Here is an 18820-nt window from a genome sequence, read left to right on the forward strand (position 1 = left end):
CCTGCCCGCCCGTCCTGCAGGCCGTCTACCACCAGACGTTCTTGTAGGGCCGGTCCTTGGCACTGCGCAGGGCGGACCGGTCCACGCTCTCCTCCCACAGCAGGCTCACGGTGGTGATGGCGCCCGCGGAGCCCAGGAAGGACAGCACGTAGGGCGTGGACTGGTTGAAGCCGCCCAGCACCAGGCCGGAGATGAGCAGCACCGCCGCGCCCACGCCGCCACCGAAGAGGTCCGCGCGGAGGATCTGCGACGCCGTCGGGTTGTAGCGCATGGTCGCCAGGGCCAGCACGCCCGCGCCCACGCCCGGGGAGATGAGCAGCATGTCCTTCCACGTCTTGCCGGAGATGGACGTGCCGGAGAAGTGCACGATGGCGAGGAACAGCGCGCTGTACGCCGCCGCCCAGCCCGCGCCGGAGGCCACCAGCAGGCCGTCCGCGAGCGGCAGCTGCCCGCCGCCGATGCCCGCCGTCAGCCACGCGCCCAGCTCCGCGCCCAGGAACGCGGCCCAGGTGAGCACGCCCGAGTCCTGGGTGATGAGGTCCATGAAGCCCGCGAGGAACATGCCGCCGATGCCCGAGTTGAGCACGGTGAAGTTCGCCATGGGCGTGTCCACCCAGTTGTTGAACTGCCACCACGCGGACGCGCCGAAGCCCAGGCCCGCGCCGATGAGCGTGCCCGCGAGCATGGACTCGCGCGAGCTGCGGTCGAAGTTGAAGTCCTTGGAGAACGCCTGCGTGAAGAACCCGCCCAGCGCGCCCAGCGCCGTGTGGTGCAGCACGAAGCGCATGCTGCCGGGACCGGAGAGGAACGGGCCGCGGCGGCGCTGGCCGTCCAGGAACACGCCGTTGTCCTCCGGCGGCGGGCGCAGGCGCGAGGCCGCGGTGGCGGTCTCGTCCCGCGTGGACTCCTGGCGCACGCCCGAGGGCCCTTCCGTCAACGGGGCCTGCGGCTCGGTGCGCAGGCGGTCCGGATCCGGCGGCGCGAGGGGCGCGTCACCCGGGGGCGCCCGGGTGTCGTCCGGGTTCGAAGGCTGCGCGGCCTGCGGGGGCGGATACGCGTCCGGGCTCGAAGGCTGCGCGGGAGGCGGCTGTTGTCCGTAGGCGTCGTTGGACGGCGACACGGGGCGCGGCTCGTCCTGCGGCGCTTGCGGCTCCGCTTGCGAGGGCGGCGCCGGGTACATGCCCGGCGCGGGCGGAGGCGGCGGCTGGGGCGCCGGGTACACGCCCGTGCCTCCCGCCTGCGCCAGCGCGAGGCCCGGCAGCATCAGCGCGACCGCGAGGACGGTGACAGGGAGGTTCCAGGTTCGACGGTGTGACACGCGTAGGGCTCCTTGGGTCCGGCCGTCCGGCAGAAAACCACAACCCGTGCAGGCGTGTTGGTTTTCCGCCGCGCGTCGAAGATTCTCGCGAGCCCATGCCCGAAGGCCTCTCGTGGTCCGAACTCGGTGTCGACTCCGCGCGCATCCAGGCGGTGAACGACGCGCCCCTGCCCCAAGGTCAGCGCGACTTCGTCCTCTACTGGTGCATGGTGAACCATCGCTGGCAGGAGAACCACGCGCTGGACGCCGCCATCGCGCTGGGCAACCACCTGGGCCTGCCCGTCGTCGTGTATCAGGCCATCCGCCCGGACTATCCCTACGCGTCGGAGCGGCTCCACGCGTGGGCGCTGGAGGGCATGGCGGACATGGCGAAGGGCTGCGCCGCGCGCGGCCTGCCGTACTGGCTGGAGCTGCCGCGCAACAAGAAGGAACACAAGCCGAGGCTCGCGAGCCTGGGCAAGCGCGCGGCGGCCGTGGTGTCGGACCTGTTCCCCACGTACATCATCCCGGGCCACCTGCGCGGCGCGGCGAAGGCGCTGCGCGTGCCGCTCATCGCCGTGGACGCGTCCTGCGTGGTGCCCATGCAGCGCATCCCCGCGGCCCAGGTGGGCGCGTACGCGCTGCGCCCCAAGCTGCGCAAGCTGTGGCCGGAGTACCTGGAGCGCACGCTGCCCGCGCGCAAGCCGCGCGTGTCCGGCGCGAAGCTCCAGCCGGACTTCGAGCTGTCCGACGCGGTGAAGGCTCGGGCCGCTCTGGACACGTTCGCGCTGGATCATTCCGTGAAGCCCCTGGCCGAGCGCGGCGGACGCAAGGCCGGCTTGAAGGCCCTGGACGCGTTCCTCCGCGAGCGGCTGGAGGGCTACGACACCGGCCGGAATGATCCGGGCCTGGGCCAGCAGTCCAACCTGTCGCCCTACTTCCACTGGGGCAACCTCTTCCCCGGCGAGGCGGCGCGCGCGGCCATCGCGGCGAAGGGCAAGGACCACCCGGCGGTGCAGTCCTTCGTGGAGGAGCTGCTCGTGCGCCGCGAGCTGGGCTTCAACTACTGCTTCCACACGCCCGGCCCGAAGCAGCTGAGCGTGGACTCGCTGCCGCCCTGGGCGCGCGAGACGCTGTCGCGTCACCGGAAGGATCCGCGCCCGCACCTCTACTCGTTCGAGGACCTGGATCAGGGCCGCACGCAGGACGCGCTCTGGAACGCGTCCCAGCGCGAGCTGCGGGAGCGCGGGCGGATCCACAACTACCTGCGCATGCTCTGGGGGAAGAAGATATTGGAGTGGAGCCCCACGCCGGAGGAGGCGCTGCTGCGCATCTCCCGGCTCAACGACACCTACGCGGTGGACGGGCGCGACCCCGCGAGCGTCTCCAACTTCATGTGGGTCCTGGGGCTGCACGACCGGCCCTTCCAGGAGCGCCCGGTGATTGGAAAGGTGCGGCCCATGAGCTCGCCGCGCACCGCGGAGAAGTTCGACCTGGAGCCCTACCTGGCCCGCTGGGGCACCCCCAGCAAGGCCGCCCGGTAGGCCGCCGGTGGACATCCCCCCGAAGACGGCGGTTCCCTTTCCGGCCCGGTGTCACTAAACCGCTCGGACGCACCTTTTTCGCGCAACCAGGAGTCACCCCATGGGCATGTTGAAGTTCGAGGTCCCCCACAACCTTCCCAAGGACGAGGTCAAGAAGCGCGTCGAGCAGTTGCTGCAGTACTGGGGCAGCAAGTACGGCGTGAAGTCCGACTGGCAGGGCGACGAGGGCGCGAAGCTCGCCGGCAAGGTCATGGGCATCAACCTGGACGCCAGCTTCGTCATCACGGACAAGACCGTGTCCGGTGAGGGCACCGACCCCGGCATGCTCCTGCGCGGCCAGGCGAAGACGTACCTGCAGAAGAAGTTCAGCGCGGTGCTGGATCCGTCCAAGAGCCTGGATCAGGTGAAGGGCAACCTGGACTGAAGCAGCCGCCGGGCGCCGGGCGTCTGTTTCAGCCCGGCTGCTCCTCCAGCGCGGCCAGCGCATAGCGGGCCGCGCGGGAGATGGACTCCGCGGAGTCGAGCATCTCCGGGTAGTGCCCCGCCAGCGGGCGCTGCGGATACTTCAGCTGCGCGACGGCGTTGCGGTAGCTGCGCCGCGCGGACTCGAAGTCCTGCGTGCGCTCCTGCACCTGGGCCAGCAGGTAGTGCCCGATGGCCAGCGTGGGCTCCAGGAACAGGGCCTTGGCCAGCTCGGAGCGCGCCTCCGCCAGGCTCCCCGCCTGCATCGCCGCCACCCCGCCAAAGATGCGCGCCTCCACGCACAGCGGCTCGCGCTGGAGCGCCTGGCTGAACGTGTCGCGCGCCTCGCTGATGCGGCCGGTGAGCGAGTACAGGTTGCCCAGCGTCAGGAGCGCGTCCAGGTCGGAGGGCTCGTCCACCAGCAGGCGCTTCACGCCGTCGATGGCGCCCGGGAAGTCGCCCTGCCCCATCTTGCGCACGGCCATGTTGAGGCGCTCCGCGGGCGGCAGCAGCTGCGGCCACGAACCGCTGGGACGCGCGGGCGCCGCTTCCGCCAGGGGCCGTGACGCGGGCGGCTCCACGCGAACCGCCGCGAAGGTGCCGGTGGGCCGGTCCGCGGGCCGGCGAGGAGGCTCCGCCGCGGGAGGCGTCTGCGGCCGGACGGCGGGGAACTCCCCGGTGCGGCGCCCGGCCAGCGGGCCCACCGCGGGCATCTCCGTGGTGGGCCGGCGCACGGCCGCGTCTGGAGTCGCGCTGGCTGAAGCGCCGGCCGTGCGCAGCTTCGCGGCGGTCTCCGCGTTGGCCTGAAGCCGCTGGCGCAGCTCCACGGCGAAGGACTCCGGGCTGCCCGGGCGCGGCTCCGTCGTCATCGGCGCCAGGGGCGGCGGCGGACGGGGGCGCTCTCCCAGCGGGCGCCGGTACACGAACGCGCCCTCCACTTCGATCATCTCGAAGCGGTCGTAGACCTTGAACAGGCTCTCCGAGTACCCCAGGAACAACAGCCCGCCCGGGCGCAGCGCCGCGAGGAAGCGGTCCATCAGCGCGCGGATGGTGGGCAGGTCGAAGTAGATGATGACGTTGCGGCAGAGGATGAGGTCCAACGACGCGGGCGCGACCTTGTCGAACACCGGCACGGCCAGGTTCTGGCCATCGAAGCGGATGTATTCGCGCAGGATGGGCGACGCCTCGTAGCCGTCCTCCATCTGCCGGAAGAAGCGCTTGAGCCGCTCGGGCCCGATGGCCATCGCGCGGCGCGTGGAGAAGCGCCCCTGCCGCGCGGCCTCCACCGCGGCCAGGTTCAGGTCGGTGGCCCACAGGTCCACCTCCACCGCGAGCGCGCCCAGCTCCGCCATCACCAGCGCCAGGCTGTAGGGCTCCTCGCCCGTGGCGCAGCCCGCGGACCAGATGGACACCTTGCGCATCTCCCGCCGCGCCTTCGCGAGCAGGTCCGGCAGCACGCTCTGCTCCAGCGCGCGGAACTGCTTCGCGTCGCGGAAGAACTCCGTGTGCCCCACCGTCACCAGCGGCAGGAGCGAGCGCAGCTCCTCCTCGCCGCTCGCGCTCATCAGCTTCTGGAGGTACTTGTCCGGGTCGCTCAGGCCCAGCGCGGGCATGCGCGTGGACAGGGCGAGCCGCAGGCTGTGGTAGCCATCCAGGGTGATCTTCAGCCCCGCGCGCTCCAGGAGGAGCGCGGACAGCTGCTGGAGCACCTTGTTGCCCACGTTCAGCACGCGTCCACCCACTGCACGAGCGTCGGTGCGATGACGTCCAGCGGCAGCACCTGCTGCGCCGCGCCCAGGAGCACCGCCTCGCGCGGCATGCCGTAGACGACGCACGTGGCCTCGTCCTGCGCGATGGTACGCCCTCCCCGCTCGCGAATCTCCTTCAGCCCCCTGGCGCCGTCGCGGCCCATGCCCGTCAGGATGACGCCGATGCACCGCTTGCCGAAAGCCTCCCCGGCCGAAGTGAGCAGCATGTCACACGAGGGCCGGAAGCCCCGCAGGGCAGGGCCCGTATCCAGTTCCAGACGGCCGTCCGGCTTCACCAGCAGATGTCCTCCCGATGGGGCGATGTACACCGTGCCCGGCTCCATCCACGCGTCGTGCGTCGCCTCGACGACGCGCAGCGCCGTCTCCGTGGACAGCCAGTGCGCCAGGCCTTCCGTGAAGCCCTGGCTGATGTGCTGACAGTAGGCGATGGGCGCGGGGAAGCCGCGCGGAATCATCCGCAGCACCTGCGCCACGGCCTTCGGCCCGCCCAGCGAGGCGGCCAGCGCCACCAGGGGGAACGGCGCGGTGGGCCCCTCCTGCGCCGGCCGCGAGGCCTTGGGCGACGAAGGCGGCGAGCGCACGCCCTTCACCTGCGACAGCATCACCAGCTTGCGGTTCACCGCGTGCCAGAAGTCCGGGCCCGGCGTCATGGGCCGGTCCATCACGTCCAGCGCGCCCAGGGCCAGCGCCTGGAACGCCTGCTGCCCGGTGAGCACGCCCGGGTGCAGCGCGAGGATGGGCGTGGGGCGCATGGCCATGATGCGCTCGATGGCGCCCAGCGCCTCGGAAGAGATGAGGTCCACCAGGAGCACGTCCGGGAAGTGCCGGCGCACCACCCCTTCCGCGCCCACGAAGTCTGCTTCGGGCGGGCCTACGGCCACCAGCGACTCGCCGTCGAAGAGCCCGCGCACCAGCCCGCGCAGGCCCCGCCCCACCAGGAGTACCCGGAACGCGAGTCCCGTCACCGCCGTGCCGCCGCCCACGAGAGGCTCCTCAGGTCAGCCGATCGATGGACTGCGCCAGGATCTCCACCCCCAGCTCGCCCTTCACCAGGTACGCATCCGCGCCCGCATCCAGGCCGCGCCGCTTGTCCTCCGGCGACGCGAGCGACGACAGGATGATGACCGGGATGCGCGCCACGGCGGGCGTGCCCTTCAGCCGCCGCGTGAGGGAGAAGCCGTCCAGCTTCGGCATCTGCACGTCCGTGAGGATGAGGTCGTACGTGTTCGTCTGCACCTTCACGTACGCCTCCTCGCCGTCCTGGGCCTCCTCCACGGAGTGGCCCAGCGCCTTGACGAGCGCGCCTTCCGTCGCACGCGCGATGGGCGAGTCATCCACCAGGAGCACGCGCAGCCGGCGGCTGGCGGGCGCCTGGGTGACGGGGCGGGCCATGCGGCGCACCTCCGTCATGATGTCCGGCACGTGCAGCAGCACCGCGATGCGCCCGTCCTCCAGCGCCGCCGTGCCCGCGATGAACGGCGCGCCCTTGAGGAACTCGCCGCCGCAGGGCTTCACCGCCACCTCGCGCTCGTCCACGAAGCCGTCCACCACCAGCGCGGCGTAGTCGTCGCCGTGGCGCACCACGACGGCGGGAGGCTTGTCGAAGCGGTTGCCGCCGTTGAGGCCCAGGAGCGGCCCCAGCGCCACGAGCGCCGTGGGCTTGCCCCGGTGCCGCACCGCCAGCGTGCCAAACACTTCCATGCGGTCATCCGGCTTGATGCGCATGACGGCCACCACGTCCGCGGCGGGCATGCCGTAGACGTCGTCGCCCAGGCGCACCAGCAGCACCTTCATGAGGGCCAGGGACTGCGGCAGGCGCAGCGTGACGGTGGTGCCACGGCCCTGGCGGCTCTGCACGCCGACGGAGCCGCCCAGCGTCTCCACCTTGCGCTTCACGACGTCCATGCCCACGCCGCGGCCGGACAGCTCGCTGACCTGCTCGCGCGTGGAGAAGCCGGGGCGGAAGATGAGCTCGATGGCCTCGCGCTCCGACAGCGCGGCGGCCTGCACCGGCGACAGGAGGCGCTTGTTGATGGCCACCTGCTTGAGCCGCTCGGTGTCCATGCCGCGGCCGTCGTCCTCCACCTCGATGTGGAGCATGTCGCCGTCCACGCGCACGCGGATGCGGATGCGGCCCGTGTCGGGCTTGCCCATCTGCTGGCGGAAGTCCGCGGACTCCAGGCCGTGGTCCACGGCGTTGCGCAGGAGGTGCACCAGCGCGTCGCGCACGTCGGCCAGCATGGACCGGTCCACGCCGATGTCGGCGTTCTCGATGACCAGGTCCACTTCCTTGTTCTGCGTCTTCGCGATGTCGCGCACCGCGCGAGGGAACGCGTCGAACACGGTGGACAGCGGCACCAGGCGCGCCTCGGCCACGTGGTCCGCCAGCTGGGCCAGGTTGCCGTGCAGCGTGTTGATGCCGTCACCGTTGCGGCGCACGAAGCGGAACGCGTCGTCGCGCAGCATGTGCAGGTCCGCCTCCGCGCGCTCCAGCTCCGTGCGGATGGCGTCCGGGACGTCCACGTCCTCGGAGATGCGCAGGAAGCGGTCGCCCAGGCGGCTGAAGCGCTCGAAGAGCTGCGCCGTCTCCGTGCTGCGAAGCCGGCCGCGCGCGCTCTCCACCAGCAGGTCGCCGGCGAGCAGGCCCAGCGAGTCCAGCACCTCCACGTTCACGCGGATGCTGCGGTCCGCGATGGAGCTGGCCTTCGCGGCGGCGGCGCTCGGAGCCTCCTCCTCCTTCGCGGCCGGAGGCGGCGCGGCGGCGACGGGCTCCGCCACCCGGGGCGTCACCGGAGCCTGGGCCGCGGGGGCCTGCGCCACGACGGGCGGAGCGGCCGGAGCCACCGGCGCCTGCACGGCGGGCTTGGGCGGCGCCGCGGCGGAGGCGGCGGGCTTGCGCACCGGGCCCAGGGCGGGCACCGGGTGGCCGGACACCTCCGCCAGGGCCTTGACCATCTCCTCGGTGGCGGACGTGCCGGTGTGGGCCGCGTCCAGATCCTCGATGAGGTCCGACAGCACGTCGCAGGCACGGAGCATGACGTCCGTGGCCGTCTCGGTGGCCGTCTTGCCTTCGCGCTCGGCGCGCAAGACGTCCTCGGCGGCGTGCGCCAACTGACCGATGGCGGCCAGGCCCAGCATGCGGGCCTCGCCCTTCATCGTGTGCAGTTCGCGCGCGACGTCCTCCGCGGCCTGCTCCGCGGTCTCCTTCTCCAGGTCGATGACTCCCAGCTGGATCTTCTGGAGTCGGTCGGCCGTGACCTCCTGGAACTTCTTCAGGAGGGATTTCTTGAGGGCCTCGGTGTCCATGGGTCGCGGGCGTCAGGGCGCTGGTGGCGCCCCTCGACCCATTTCTCCCCTCAGGAGAACGACTGCTAGTCGGCCTTGAACCGCTTGATGAGCTCGGCGAGCCGGCCCGCGAGCTGGGTGAGCTCGGCGGCCGCCCCGGTGGCCTGCTTCGACGCCTGCGTCGTCTGGCGCGTCACGTCCTCGATCTCCGCCATGGACGCCACCACCTGCTCGGTGGCCGTGCGCTGCTGCTGGGTCGCCAGGTTGATGACCCGGGCCGCGTCGCTCGTCTCCTGCACGCCGGCGAGGATGCCCTCCACGGCCTGCGCCGCCACCGCGCCCAGCTTCTCGCCGGATTCCGTGGCGTGCTTGGACGCGTCCGCCGCGCCCGCGGCGGCCTGGGTGGCCTCGCGGATCTCGGTGATCAGGTTCTTGATCTCCTTGGTGGACTCCAGGACGTTCTCCGCCAGCCGGCGCATCTCCGCCGCGACGATGGAGAAGCCCTTGCCCGCCTCACCCGCGCGGCTGCCTTCCAGCGCCGCGTTGAGCGCCAGCAGGTCGGAGCGGTCGGCGATCTCGTCGATGACCTCCACCACCGTGCCGATGCGCTCCACGCGCTTGGACAGCTTGGAGATGGAGTCCGCCACCGCGACGCCGTCGCTGCGGATCTGCTGCATGGCCTGGATGAACTCGCCAATGGCGCCACGGCCCGCGCGGGCCGCGCCCAGCGTCTCTTCCGCCACGCGCGCCACGCTGCCCGCGTTCTCCGCGATCTGCGCGGAGGCGTGCTTCAGCTCCTCCATGGTCGCGGTCGTCTCGTGGATGGCCGCGGCCTGCTCGGTGGAGGACGTCTCGTGCTGCGTGGACGCCGCCAGCACCTGGTTGGCGGAGGACGACAGCCGCAGCGCGGCCTCGTTGATCTCGCGCACGAAGATGCGCAGCGTCTCGATGACCTTGCCGAAGCCCTCGAGGAGGGGCCCGAGTTGGGGGTCTTCGGTGGACGTGTTCCAGCGCGACAGGTCGCCCTCACGCACCAGGATGATGAGCGAGTCGAGCGCCTGATCGATCTCCTGGGCCGCCACCTGCTTGCGGTGCTCGGCGGAGGAGAACTGCTCCAGCACCTGGTTGAGCAGGTGACCGAAGCCGGTGGGGTCCGCCTGCACGCGGTCGGCCGGAACGCGCGCGTTCAGGTTGCCGGACAGCACCGACATCAGCGTGTCGGTGAAGGGCTTGAACGGATCCGTCACGGTGTTGGCGATGACGGACTCCGCGCCGGCCTTCACGCCCGGGGACTTCCTCGCGCCGCGGGACTTCGCGGGCTTCTCGTTGGGGCTCTCCAGGGACATGTGTGTCAGTGCCTTCCTTGCGTCTTCAAGGTTTCCGCCAAATCAATGAGCAACACGGGACGTCCCGCCTCTTCATCCAGGCAGACGCCCACCGCATACGAAGCCGCCGAGGCGGCGGCCGGCATGCGGCGCAGCCCGGCGAGCGGGATGGAGCGCACCCCGTTGACGGCGTCCACCTTCAGGTGGCCCTCGCCCTCGGGGGTGTCGAACACCAGCGCCCGGTGCCCCTTGTGGGGCAGGCCCAGGTCGCGCACGGTCAGGTCATCCGGGAGCGCGCGGTCGATGCGCAGCACGGACGATGCGTCCGTGCCGTACTCCGAGTCACCGATCTGGAAGAAGAGGACGTCCACCTCTCCCAGGGCGCGCTCCGAGTCCGGTTCCAGCCCGGAGGCCGGCTCATCGCGCAGGACGTTGCCGCTCATCGCACCACCGCGCGCTGACGGGCCGTCTGCAGCAGCTTGGAGAAGTTGAGCAGGTTGAGGCCGTCCGCCGGCCCCGCGCCCTGCACGACACCCAGGAGATGTTCCGCGGCCTGATCACCGCCCAGGGGCGGCGGCAGGATGTCCGCCACGGGGATGCGGCGCAGGCCCAGCACGGTGTCCGCCACCACGCCGGACACGTAGCTGCCGCTGACGCCCACGAAGATGCGGGTGCGCGGACCGATGCGCGCCTCGCCCTTGCTGAGGAAGCGCAGCAGGTCCACGACCGGGAGCACCTGGCCGCGGTGGCCGGTGACGCCCAGGATGAAGGACGGCGTGCGCGGCAGCGGCGTGAGCAGCCCGGCGCGCAGCACCTCCAGCACGTTCTCGCTGGGGACGCCGAAGCGCAGCTCGCCCACGCGGAAGCAGAAGAATTCCAGCTCCGGCCGGGCCTGGGCGGCCACCGTGCGGTCTGGCGCCATGCGCAAGGCGCGTTGGAGGGGGGAGGAGTTCGGGGTCAAGGCAGTGAAGTATCCCGGACCGGGAGAAAGGGGGTCAAGGGTCCATCGTCCGGACCGGACAGGCCGCCTGCTCTCCGTTTCGATGGTCCAACGTGACCCAAAGGTGTAGGGTTGAGTGCCGGGAGCCCCTGAGGAGGACGATGTCCCGCGTACTGGTCATTGACGACAGCCCCATGCTTCTGGAGCTCACGGTCCGGGCCCTGACGGCCGCCGGCTACGAGGCCAGTGGCGCGCAGGACCTGGCCACGCTCAACCAGAAGCTCACCGAGGGCCCGTTCGCGCTCATCCTCATGGACGTGAACATGCCGGAGATGTTCGGCGACGACGTCGTCGAGTACCTCCGCACCCAGAAGGGCGTTACCGCCAAGCTCGTCCTCTACTCCGACATCTCCGAGCAGGAGCTGGACGCGAAGACGAAGAACTCCGGCGCGGACGCCTACATCCTCAAGAGCGGAGGCCTGGAGGGCGTGCTGGGGGGCGTGATGGGTCTCATCGGCGCCCCGGCGCTGAACATCCCCGCCGCGGTCCCCTCCCCCGCCCCGGCCGCCACGCCTGCTCCCGCCGCGACGCCGGCCGCCCCGGCCGCTCCCACGGGAGGCCTCCCGAAGGCCCCCATGGCCGCCGGGGGGCGCAAGCCGCGCATCCTCATCGTGGACGACAGTGAGATGACCGCGCGGATCATCGAAGCGGACCTCGTGTCCAAGGGCTTCGAGGTCCACGTCGCGGACACCGCCGACAAGGCCACGAAGATCATCCTGAAGAAGCAGACGCGCCCGGACCTGGTGCTGCTGGACGTGCGCATGCCCAACGTGAACGGCGAGCAGTTCTGCCGCTTCATCAAGAGCAACAGCCTCTTCAAGGGCATCAAGGTGCTGCTGTGCTCCGGTGAGAACGTCGAGGAGCTCCAGCGCATCTGCCGCGAGGCCGGCGCGGACGGCTACATCCCCAAGGACGCCGTGATGGGCAACCTCGTCGCCAAGGAGCTGATGCCCCCTGGCGCCGAGTAGTCGCCGCGCGCCTCAGGGCTTCTGGGCCGCCTCGGGCGTCACGGACGCATCGGGCGCCGCCGCCTCCTGCGCCGGGCAGCTCGTCTTGGCGGCCCGCTCCTGCAGCTGCTCCTGGACCTCCGCGGACTTCGCCTCGGAGGGCTTCGCCTTCTCCACGAAGCGCTGATAGGCGGCCAGCGCCTCGCACGCCTTGCCCTGCGCGTCGTAGGCCTTCACCAGCGCGTTGAGGATGGGGCGCTGCCCCGGCTGCAGGTCGAAGGCCTTCTGGAGGTCCGCCGCGGACTCCTCGGTGCGGCCCAGGGACTCCAGCGCCAGGCCGCGCCACACGCGGTAGCTCGCGTTGTCCGGCTGCGCCGTGACGAGCCCGGTGGCGGCCTTCAGCGCCAGCTCCTTCTCCCCCGCGCGCGCGTTGGCCGTGTACGCCAGCTGGAGCAGCACGAGGTTGGGACCGCACTTCTCACCGAACGTGTCCGTCACGCGGGTGAGGCCCTTCATGTCGCCGGTGTCCAGGAGCAGCTGCGCCAGCTGCTGCGCCTTCGCCTTGTCGCACGGCGTTTCGGCCAGGTCCTCGCGCAGCTTGCGCACGAGCGGCTTCTTCAGGCCGTGGTCGAACTCGGGCTCCTCGGGCGCCTTGCTGCACGCGCCGAGGACGGCACCGGAAGAGAGACAGAGGACGGCGAAGCGGAACGCGGAATGGAAGGAGGCGGCCATGCCCGGCTCTGTAGCCGTCCCCTCCCGGACGGTCAAACCTCCGGCGCGCCCGCGGCGTTCTCGCGCTCGTCCAGGCCGCGCGCGAAGTTGCCGATGATCAGCCCCGGCCGCGCCGCCTTCAGCCGGTTGAGCAGCGTGCGGATGCCCACCGGCTCACCGCCCGCGCCCACGCCGCGCGCGACCTCCAGGTACTGGAGCGGATCGATGCACAGCGAGCGCGTCTGCACCTGATCCACGCGGTACTTGCGCACCAGGTTCTCCAGCGCCTGCACTTCTCCCTCGCGGTCGGTGACGCCGGGGAACAGGAGCAGGTTGAGCGCCAGATACGCGCCCCGCTCGCGGGCCAGCGCGATGGACGCCTCCACGTCCTCCCAGCCGTACTTCACCGGCTTGTAGTAGGCCTCGTAGAGTCCCTTGGACGCGGAGTTGAGCGACACGCGCACGGCGTCCAGCCCCGCGTCCAGCAGGGCCTTGAGCCCGTGCGTGAGGCTGGCGTTGGTGTTGATGTTGATGGAGCCCCGGTCCGTCTTCGCGCGCATCAGGCGGATGGACTCCGCGATGAACTTCCAGCGCGTCAGCGGCTCGCCCTCGCAGCCCTGGCCGAAGCTCACCATGGTGCGGCCCGGCGCGTGCTCCAGGTGGTAAAGGCCAATGGCCGCCATCTCCTCCGCGGAGGGACCGTCGTCCATGCGCTCGTGCGACGCCGGAGGGCCGTCCGCGGGCTGATCCGAGATGCAGCCCACGCATCTCGCGTTGCACATCACCGACGCGGGGATGGCGCCTTCGTCACGCGCGTAGAAGATGTTCTGCGACGTGAAGCACCGGTACAGCAGCGCGCACGTCTTCAACTGCTTGAGCACGCGGCTGTCCGGGAAGCGCTCCATGTGCGCCGTGACCAGGCCCTTCAGCTCCGGCGTGGAGTACGACTCCGGCTCCCAGTGCGAGCGCCGGTCGGTGTGGATGGCCCACGCGAGCGGGCCCTTCTCCCCCCACGCCGCCGCCGTGTACGCCCACTGCGGCAGGATGGGGCCGCTGCCCTTCACCTCGCCGGGCAGGAACGTGCGCGTGTAGCCCGGGGGCAGGAGCGCGCCCACGGCGTTGGGCACGAACGTCTTTCCGCCCACCTTCATCTCGCGAACGAGCTCCAGCTCGCCGGAGTCCGGGTTGAGCCCCACCGGCAGCCGGCCGGGCAGGTGCACCAGGCGCCCGGCCGCCGGCAAGGCGATGGGCTTGTCCTGCGGGGGCACCAGCTCCTCGCCGCTGCGCAGCGTGGCGATGAGGTAGGGATGCTCCATGACCCGACCCTTGGGGTCCGCGAAGAGCAGTTTCGGCGCGTGCGTCATGCGCCGTTAACTAACACGGGTGGGCCGGCCTGCGTCCAACGCCTCGCGTCATGTGGATGGATGAATGAGGCCCATCACGCCCGGTCCCCTTCCTCGCCCGTGCGCGCCTTGAAAGCGCTCATGCCCTGGTCTATGGGTCCGCCACGTTTTCCAGGCAGTCCCCCATTCGTCGGAGGCAGTCGTGATCGTCGGAGTCCCCAAGGAGATCAAAACCCGCGAGTACCGTGTCGGCATGGTGCCTGCGGGCGTGCGCGCGCTCACCATGGCGGGGCACACGGTGCTGGTCGAGACGAACGCTGGCGTCGGCTCCGGCATCCCGGATTCGGAGTACCAGCGCGTCGGTGCGCAGATCATCTCCAGCGCGGATGAGGTGTGGAAGCGCTCGGAGATGGTCGTGAAGGTGAAGGAGCCCATCGCGCCGGAGTACGAGCGCATGCAGCCCGGGCAGATCGTCTACACGTACTTCCACCTGGCCGGCGTGGACCCGGAGCTCACCAAGACGCTCCTGAAGAAGAAGGTCACCGCGGTCGCCTACGAGACGCTGCAGCTGGACGACGGCAGCCTCCCGCTGCTCAAGCCCATGTCCGAGGTGGCCGGTAAGATGGCCATCCAGGTCGGCGCCGCGTGCCTGGAGAAGGCCCACGGTGGCAAGGGCATCCTGCTGGGCGGCGTGCCCGGCGTGCGCCGCGGCCGCGTGGCCGTCATCGGCGGTGGCGTGGTGGGCCTGTGCGCCGCCAAGGTCGCCGTCGGCATGGGCGCGGAAGTGACCATCCTGGACGTGAACCTGGAGCGCCTCACCTACCTGGACGACGTGTTCCTCGGCCGCGCGCAGACGCTGGCCTCGGACACGGAGTCCATCGCGCGCACCGTGCGCGAGTCGGACCTCGTCATCGGCGGCGTGCTCATCCCCGGCGGCAAGGCCCCCAAGCTGGTGTCCCGTGAGCTGATTGGCGAGATGGAGCCCGGCTCCGTCGTCGTCGACGTCGCGGTGGACCAGGGCGGCTGCATCGAGACCTGCAAGCCCACCACGCACGACAACCCCACCTTCACGGTGAGCGACGTCGTCCACTACTGCGTGGCCAACATGCCCGGCGCGGTGCCGCAGACGTCCACGTTCGCGCTCACCAACACCACCCGTCCCTACTCGCGCAAGATTGCCGACCTGGGCCTGGTGGAGGCCATCAAGTCCGACCGCGCCCTCCAGCGTGCCATCAACACCTACAACGGCCACATCACGTACGAGGCCGTCGCCAAGGACATGGGCTACGACTACGTGCCCCTGATGGACGCGATCGGCGGCAAGAAGTAACGCCTGCCCCACAACCGGCCAGCCTCGCGCTGGCCGGTTGCCTGGATTGGACCTTTGTACGGGTGTCCCATCCGGTTCCCACCCTGAGGAATAAATGATCCCGCCGGGCGTCTCCGCACTCCAGAAGCGGGCATGCGGGCGGCGTGGCAGGGGAAAGCGTTGTTGACCCGTCTGTTCCGGTGCATAGATTGACCGTTAGGCAGGCGACGCATTCCCCAATCATTTCGGGCCCCTGGAAGGCGGGAGCATGATGCTGGACTTCAGGCAACCCAACCGGACGAAGCAGGAATTCGAAGAGCTGGCGCTGGCGCACCTGGACCCGCTCTATTCGGCGGCGCTCCGGTTGACCAAGAACGAGCGCGACGCCGAGGACCTGGTGCAGGACACCTGCATGCGGGCCTACCGCTTCTTCGACAAGTTCGAGCGCGGCACCAACATCAAGGCCTGGCTCTTCAAGATCCTCACGAACACCTTCATCAACCGCTATCGCCGCAAGGTGAAGGAGCGCACGGTGGTGGAGGGCGTGGAGCGCGAGGCGGTGCATGAGCGCTTCGTGAGCCGGGACGCCACGGACTTCGCGGCCAACCCCGAGCAGTACTTCTTCGACCGGCTCCTGTCGGACGACGTGCTGCGCGCCATCGACTCGCTGCCCATCGACTTCCGGCTGGTGGTCATCCTCGCGGACCTCCAGGAGTTCTCCTACAAGGAGATCGCGGAGATTCTGGAGTGCCCCGTGGGCACCGTGATGAGCCGCCTGTTCCGTGGCCGCAAGCTCTTGCAGAAGACGCTGCGCGAGTACGCGGAAGGTCAGGGCGTATTCCGGCACGACGGAGACCCGGTGCAGGCTCCAGCGGACCTGGAAGAGTACCGGCGCCGGAAGAAGGCAGGCTAGAAAGAGGTTGGAGGGGCGTCGTCTTCCCTCCGCCCACCTCATCGAGCGCCCATGACCTGCCAGGAACTCGAGCGGTTGCTGTACCCGTACCTCGACGGCGAATTCCAGCCCGAGGAACGCCATGACGTGGAGTCGCATCTCGAAGGCTGCGAGGCGTGTGTCGCGCGCGTGGACGAGGAGATGCAGCTCCGCCAGACGCTGCGCCGGGCGGCGAAGCACTCCATCTCCGCGCAGGGCACGCGCGCACCGGCGTCGCTGCGCGCGGGCATCCAGTCCGGCCTGCACCGCGAGCACCGCCGCGCGCAGGTGAGCCAGTGGCTGCGCGCCGGGGCCATGGCCCTGGTGGTGGTCACGGTGAGCGGCGGCTGGATGATGTACCAGTCCGGTCAGGCGCAGAAGGCCACCATCCTGGAGGCCGTGCAGCGCCACACGCGCCAGCGGCCCCTGGAGTTCGTCGCGGGCACGCCGGAGCAGATCGAGGCGTGGTTCAACGACAAGGTGGAGCACCGCATCACCCTGCCCCGCCTGCAGCAGGCCCGGCCCGTGGGCGCGCGCTTCTCCACGCTCAACGGCCAGGAAGTCGTCTACGTCAGCTACGAAACCCAGCCTCGCGTCACCAACGAGCCCAAGCGCAACATCGGCGTGTTCGTGTATCCGGCGACGGGTCAGCGGGTGATCAAGGACGAGGGCCCCACGGTGGAGAACGTCGCCGTGGACTCGAGCCAGGCGTACAACGTCGTGACGTGGCGTGATCAGGACGTCACCTATGAGCTGGTGACGGACCTGGACGACGCCGCCATCCTGCAGATGCTGCGGGATCAGGAGCACCGCTCGAATGGGCTCGTGCGCCCCGCACAGGTGAAGCCAGCGGTGAGCGTGCAGCCGGTCTCGCTACAGCCCTGAAGTCCTCGCACCAGCGAGGGCTTGCGTGGTCGCCTGCTCAACTGAATACCGGGCGTTGCGCCCGGTGTGAAGATTGACGGTCCCAGGCATGGCCGATAGCCTCGACGGCGTCTTCACTCTCGCGCGCCGCCGCTGCTGTTCCTCTTGGCGTCACACCGCGCGCCGCACCCCCAGGATGGCCGTCCCTTCATGTCCAAGCGAATCCTGATCGTCGAAAGCGACGCCACCCTCGCCACCTCCCTGCAGCAGGCCCTGGAGGCCCGGGGCTTCTCCGCGCAGACGACGGGCGACGGCAAGGGCAGCGTGGAGCTGATCCGCCGTGAGCGTCCCGACCTCGTGGTGCTGGCGGTGGACCTGTCCGCGGGACAGAACGGCTATCTCATCTGCGGCAAGCTGAAGAAGGACGACGAGCTGAAGACGGTGCCCATCGTCATCATCGGCAGCCCGGACGGCTTCGCGGCGCACAGCAAGCTGAAGGCGCGCGCGGACGAGTACGTGGCGAAGCCCGTGGACAGCAACGTCCTCATCGAGCGCGTGGGCGGCGTCATCGGCTTCCCGGAGCCGCCCGCGAGCAACGAGGTGGTGGAGGACGAGAGCCTCACGCTGGGCTCGCTGGGTGAGGAGCCCTCGGCGGACTTCGGCGAGGAGATCGCCGTCGACACGGGCGAGGAGCCCGCGGTGCCCGGGGAAGACCTGGACATGCTCGACGACGCGTTCAGCGACCTGTCCGAGCCCGTGACGGGCACGCCCGAGGAGGAGCCCGTGGTGGCGCCTCCGGAGGAGACGGAGACGCCGTCCGGCCTGGAGGAGATCTCCGCGCTCGACTCGCTGGGCCCGGACAACGACGACTCGCTCGACGTGCTGGGCGGCCTGGATGACGAGCCCGAGGAGAAGACCGTCGTCGGCTTCATGCCGCCGGTGGATCCGGAGCCCGTCGCCGCCCCCACCCCGCCGCCCGCGCGCGCCGCCGCCACGCCCCTGCGCGCGGTGCCTCCGCCCGCCGCCGCGGCCCGTCCCGCCGCCGTCGCCGCTCCGGTGATGCCCGTGTCCTCCGGCCCTTCCGCCGCGGACCTGGCGGAGCTGCGCAACCTGCGCGCGAAGGTGGCGGAGCTGCAGAGCGCGCTGGAGGACGCTCGCTCGGAGACGACGCAGGTCGAGGAGCGCGTGCAGTCGCTCGAGTCCGAGCTCCAGGCGAAGGCCACGGAGCTGGAGGCTTCGCGCTCCACCGCCGGCAAGAGCGACAAGGACACCTTCGCGCTGCGTGACACCGTCAACAAGCGCGACAAGGAGATCCTCCGCCTCAAGTCCGAGCTGAACCAGAAGGACCAGGAGATCATCGAGCTGAAGGATCAGCACCTGGAGCTGGAGCAGAAGGCCTCCACCTCCGAGGAGGAGCTGAACCGCCGCGACGCGCAGATCAAGACCCTCACCTCGCGCACGGAGCAGCTCACCACGGAGCGCAAGCGCGTGGATCAGCAGCTGGCCACCGCGAAGGAGGAGGCGCGCGGCGCCACCGCGAAGCTGGGCACGCTGCAGGAGGAGCTGGAGCAGCACCAGGCCCAGGCCCAGGCGCTCCAGGGCGAGGTGGAAGGCCTGCGCGCCCAGGTGGCCCAGCAGGACGCGGACCTCCAGGCGGCGCGCGACGAGGCGGAAGGCCTGCGCTCGCAGGTGGAGTCGGCGCAGGGCGAGCTGGAGGGCCTGCGTGGCCAGCTGGAGCAGGCCCAGGCGGACCTCTCCAACCAGAGCGCCCAGGCCGCGTCGGAAGCGGACGGGCTGCGCGCGCGCATCACCGAGCTGGAGCAGGCGGCGGTGCGCAACGAGGAGCGCGTGACGAAGCTCTACGCGCGCATCAAGGGCGACGAGAAGCTGCGCGAGAAGACGAAGAAAGCGCTCGCCATCGCGCAGCAGCTGCTGGACGAGCCGGGCACCGCCGTGGGCGACGACGCCGACGAGGAAGCCGCGGCCTGAAGCAGCACCACAGGGCCTGGGGGAAGGCGCGGGCAACCGCCCTC

At 70.6% G+C, this 18820-nt stretch carries 16 protein-coding genes; 7 read left to right on the forward strand and 9 right to left on the reverse strand.

Annotation, left to right across the window (positions count from 1 at the left end; translation table 11 throughout):
- Window positions 1-25: 25 nt before the first annotated feature.
- On the reverse strand, window positions 26-1318 hold the full coding sequence (locus tag JYK02_RS31140) for a hypothetical protein (protein WP_347402631.1): 1293 nt from the start codon (window positions 1316-1318) through the stop codon (window positions 26-28).
- A 95-nt stretch (window positions 1319-1413) separates the two neighbouring features.
- Between JYK02_RS31140 and JYK02_RS31145 the strand changes: the two genes are divergently transcribed.
- Together JYK02_RS31145 and JYK02_RS31150 are read left to right on the forward strand one after the other, a co-directional pair.
- Window positions 1414-2841, forward strand: coding sequence for a deoxyribodipyrimidine photo-lyase (locus tag JYK02_RS31145; RefSeq protein ID WP_207056471.1), 1428 nt, complete (start codon window positions 1414-1416; stop codon window positions 2839-2841).
- Between the two features lie 100 nt (window positions 2842-2941).
- A complete protein-coding gene (locus tag JYK02_RS31150) occupies window positions 2942-3265 on the forward strand; it encodes a polyhydroxyalkanoic acid system family protein (RefSeq protein WP_207056473.1) in 324 nt (107 codons plus the stop codon).
- A gap of 28 nt (window positions 3266-3293) precedes the next feature.
- On the opposite strand, the gene JYK02_RS31155 is transcribed toward JYK02_RS31150, so the two are convergent.
- The 6 genes from JYK02_RS31155 to JYK02_RS31180 form a co-directional block, all read right to left on the reverse strand.
- Window positions 3294-5033 (reverse strand): CheR family methyltransferase, encoded by a 1740-nt coding sequence (locus JYK02_RS31155; protein ID WP_207056475.1) that lies wholly within the window; start codon window positions 5031-5033, stop codon window positions 3294-3296.
- Window positions 5027-6055, reverse strand: coding sequence for a chemotaxis protein CheB (locus JYK02_RS31160; RefSeq protein ID WP_171435924.1), 1029 nt, complete (start codon window positions 6053-6055; stop codon window positions 5027-5029). Before JYK02_RS31160 ends, JYK02_RS31155 begins: the two co-directional genes overlap by 7 nt.
- A gap of 10 nt (window positions 6056-6065) precedes the next feature.
- Window positions 6066-8378 carry a hybrid sensor histidine kinase/response regulator gene (locus tag JYK02_RS31165; RefSeq protein ID WP_207056476.1) on the reverse strand — a complete coding sequence of 771 codons (2313 nt, stop codon included), beginning with the start codon at window positions 8376-8378 and terminating at the stop codon, window positions 6066-6068.
- A gap of 65 nt (window positions 8379-8443) precedes the next feature.
- Window positions 8444-9703 carry a methyl-accepting chemotaxis protein gene (locus JYK02_RS31170; protein ID WP_207056477.1) on the reverse strand — a complete coding sequence of 420 codons (1260 nt, stop codon included), beginning with the start codon at window positions 9701-9703 and terminating at the stop codon, window positions 8444-8446.
- 5 nt (window positions 9704-9708) lie between these two features.
- Entirely contained in the window at window positions 9709-10125 is a 417-nt protein-coding gene (locus JYK02_RS31175; RefSeq protein WP_242589413.1) for a Frizzy aggregation protein FrzB, read from the reverse strand.
- Entirely contained in the window at window positions 10122-10604 is a 483-nt protein-coding gene (locus JYK02_RS31180) for a chemotaxis protein CheW (protein WP_120528919.1), read from the reverse strand. Before JYK02_RS31180 ends, JYK02_RS31175 begins: the two co-directional genes overlap by 4 nt.
- Before the next feature lie 179 nt (window positions 10605-10783).
- On the opposite strand from JYK02_RS31180, the gene JYK02_RS31185 reads away from it, so the two are divergent.
- On the forward strand, window positions 10784-11650 hold the full coding sequence (locus JYK02_RS31185) for a response regulator (RefSeq protein WP_207056478.1): 867 nt from the start codon (window positions 10784-10786) through the stop codon (window positions 11648-11650).
- Between the two features lie 12 nt (window positions 11651-11662).
- Here JYK02_RS31185 and JYK02_RS31190 read toward each other — a convergent pair whose 3' ends face one another.
- Together JYK02_RS31190 and JYK02_RS31195 are read right to left on the reverse strand one after the other, a co-directional pair.
- Window positions 11663-12361, reverse strand: coding sequence for a BTAD domain-containing putative transcriptional regulator (locus JYK02_RS31190; protein ID WP_207056479.1), 699 nt, complete (start codon window positions 12359-12361; stop codon window positions 11663-11665).
- A 32-nt stretch (window positions 12362-12393) separates the two neighbouring features.
- The gene (locus JYK02_RS31195; protein ID WP_207056480.1) at window positions 12394-13704 is read right to left on the reverse strand and encodes a radical SAM protein; all 1311 of its coding nucleotides are present in this window, start codon (window positions 13702-13704) and stop codon (window positions 12394-12396) included.
- Window positions 13705-13885: 181 nt separating this feature from the next.
- Here JYK02_RS31195 and ald point away from each other — a divergent pair, with 181 nt between their 5' ends.
- The 4 genes from ald to JYK02_RS31215 all read left to right on the forward strand — a co-directional run bounded on the left by ald (window position 13886) and on the right by JYK02_RS31215 (window position 18776).
- On the forward strand, window positions 13886-15013 hold the full coding sequence (ald, locus tag JYK02_RS31200) for an alanine dehydrogenase (RefSeq protein ID WP_207056481.1): 1128 nt from the start codon (window positions 13886-13888) through the stop codon (window positions 15011-15013).
- Window positions 15014-15263: 250 nt separating this feature from the next.
- Complete coding sequence (locus JYK02_RS31205; RefSeq protein ID WP_207056851.1) at window positions 15264-15905, forward strand: sigma-70 family RNA polymerase sigma factor; 642 nt, start codon at window positions 15264-15266, stop codon at window positions 15903-15905.
- 51 nt (window positions 15906-15956) lie between these two features.
- Complete coding sequence (locus JYK02_RS31210; protein ID WP_120529959.1) at window positions 15957-16808, forward strand: anti-sigma factor family protein; 852 nt, start codon at window positions 15957-15959, stop codon at window positions 16806-16808.
- A 189-nt stretch (window positions 16809-16997) separates the two neighbouring features.
- Window positions 16998-18776 carry a response regulator gene (locus tag JYK02_RS31215; protein WP_207056483.1) on the forward strand — a complete coding sequence of 593 codons (1779 nt, stop codon included), beginning with the start codon at window positions 16998-17000 and terminating at the stop codon, window positions 18774-18776.
- The last annotated feature ends 44 nt before the right edge of the window (window positions 18777-18820 follow it).

The sequence above is a fragment of the Corallococcus macrosporus genome, from assembly GCF_017302985.1.
GTDB classification, from domain to species: domain Bacteria; phylum Myxococcota; class Myxococcia; order Myxococcales; family Myxococcaceae; genus Corallococcus; species Corallococcus macrosporus_A.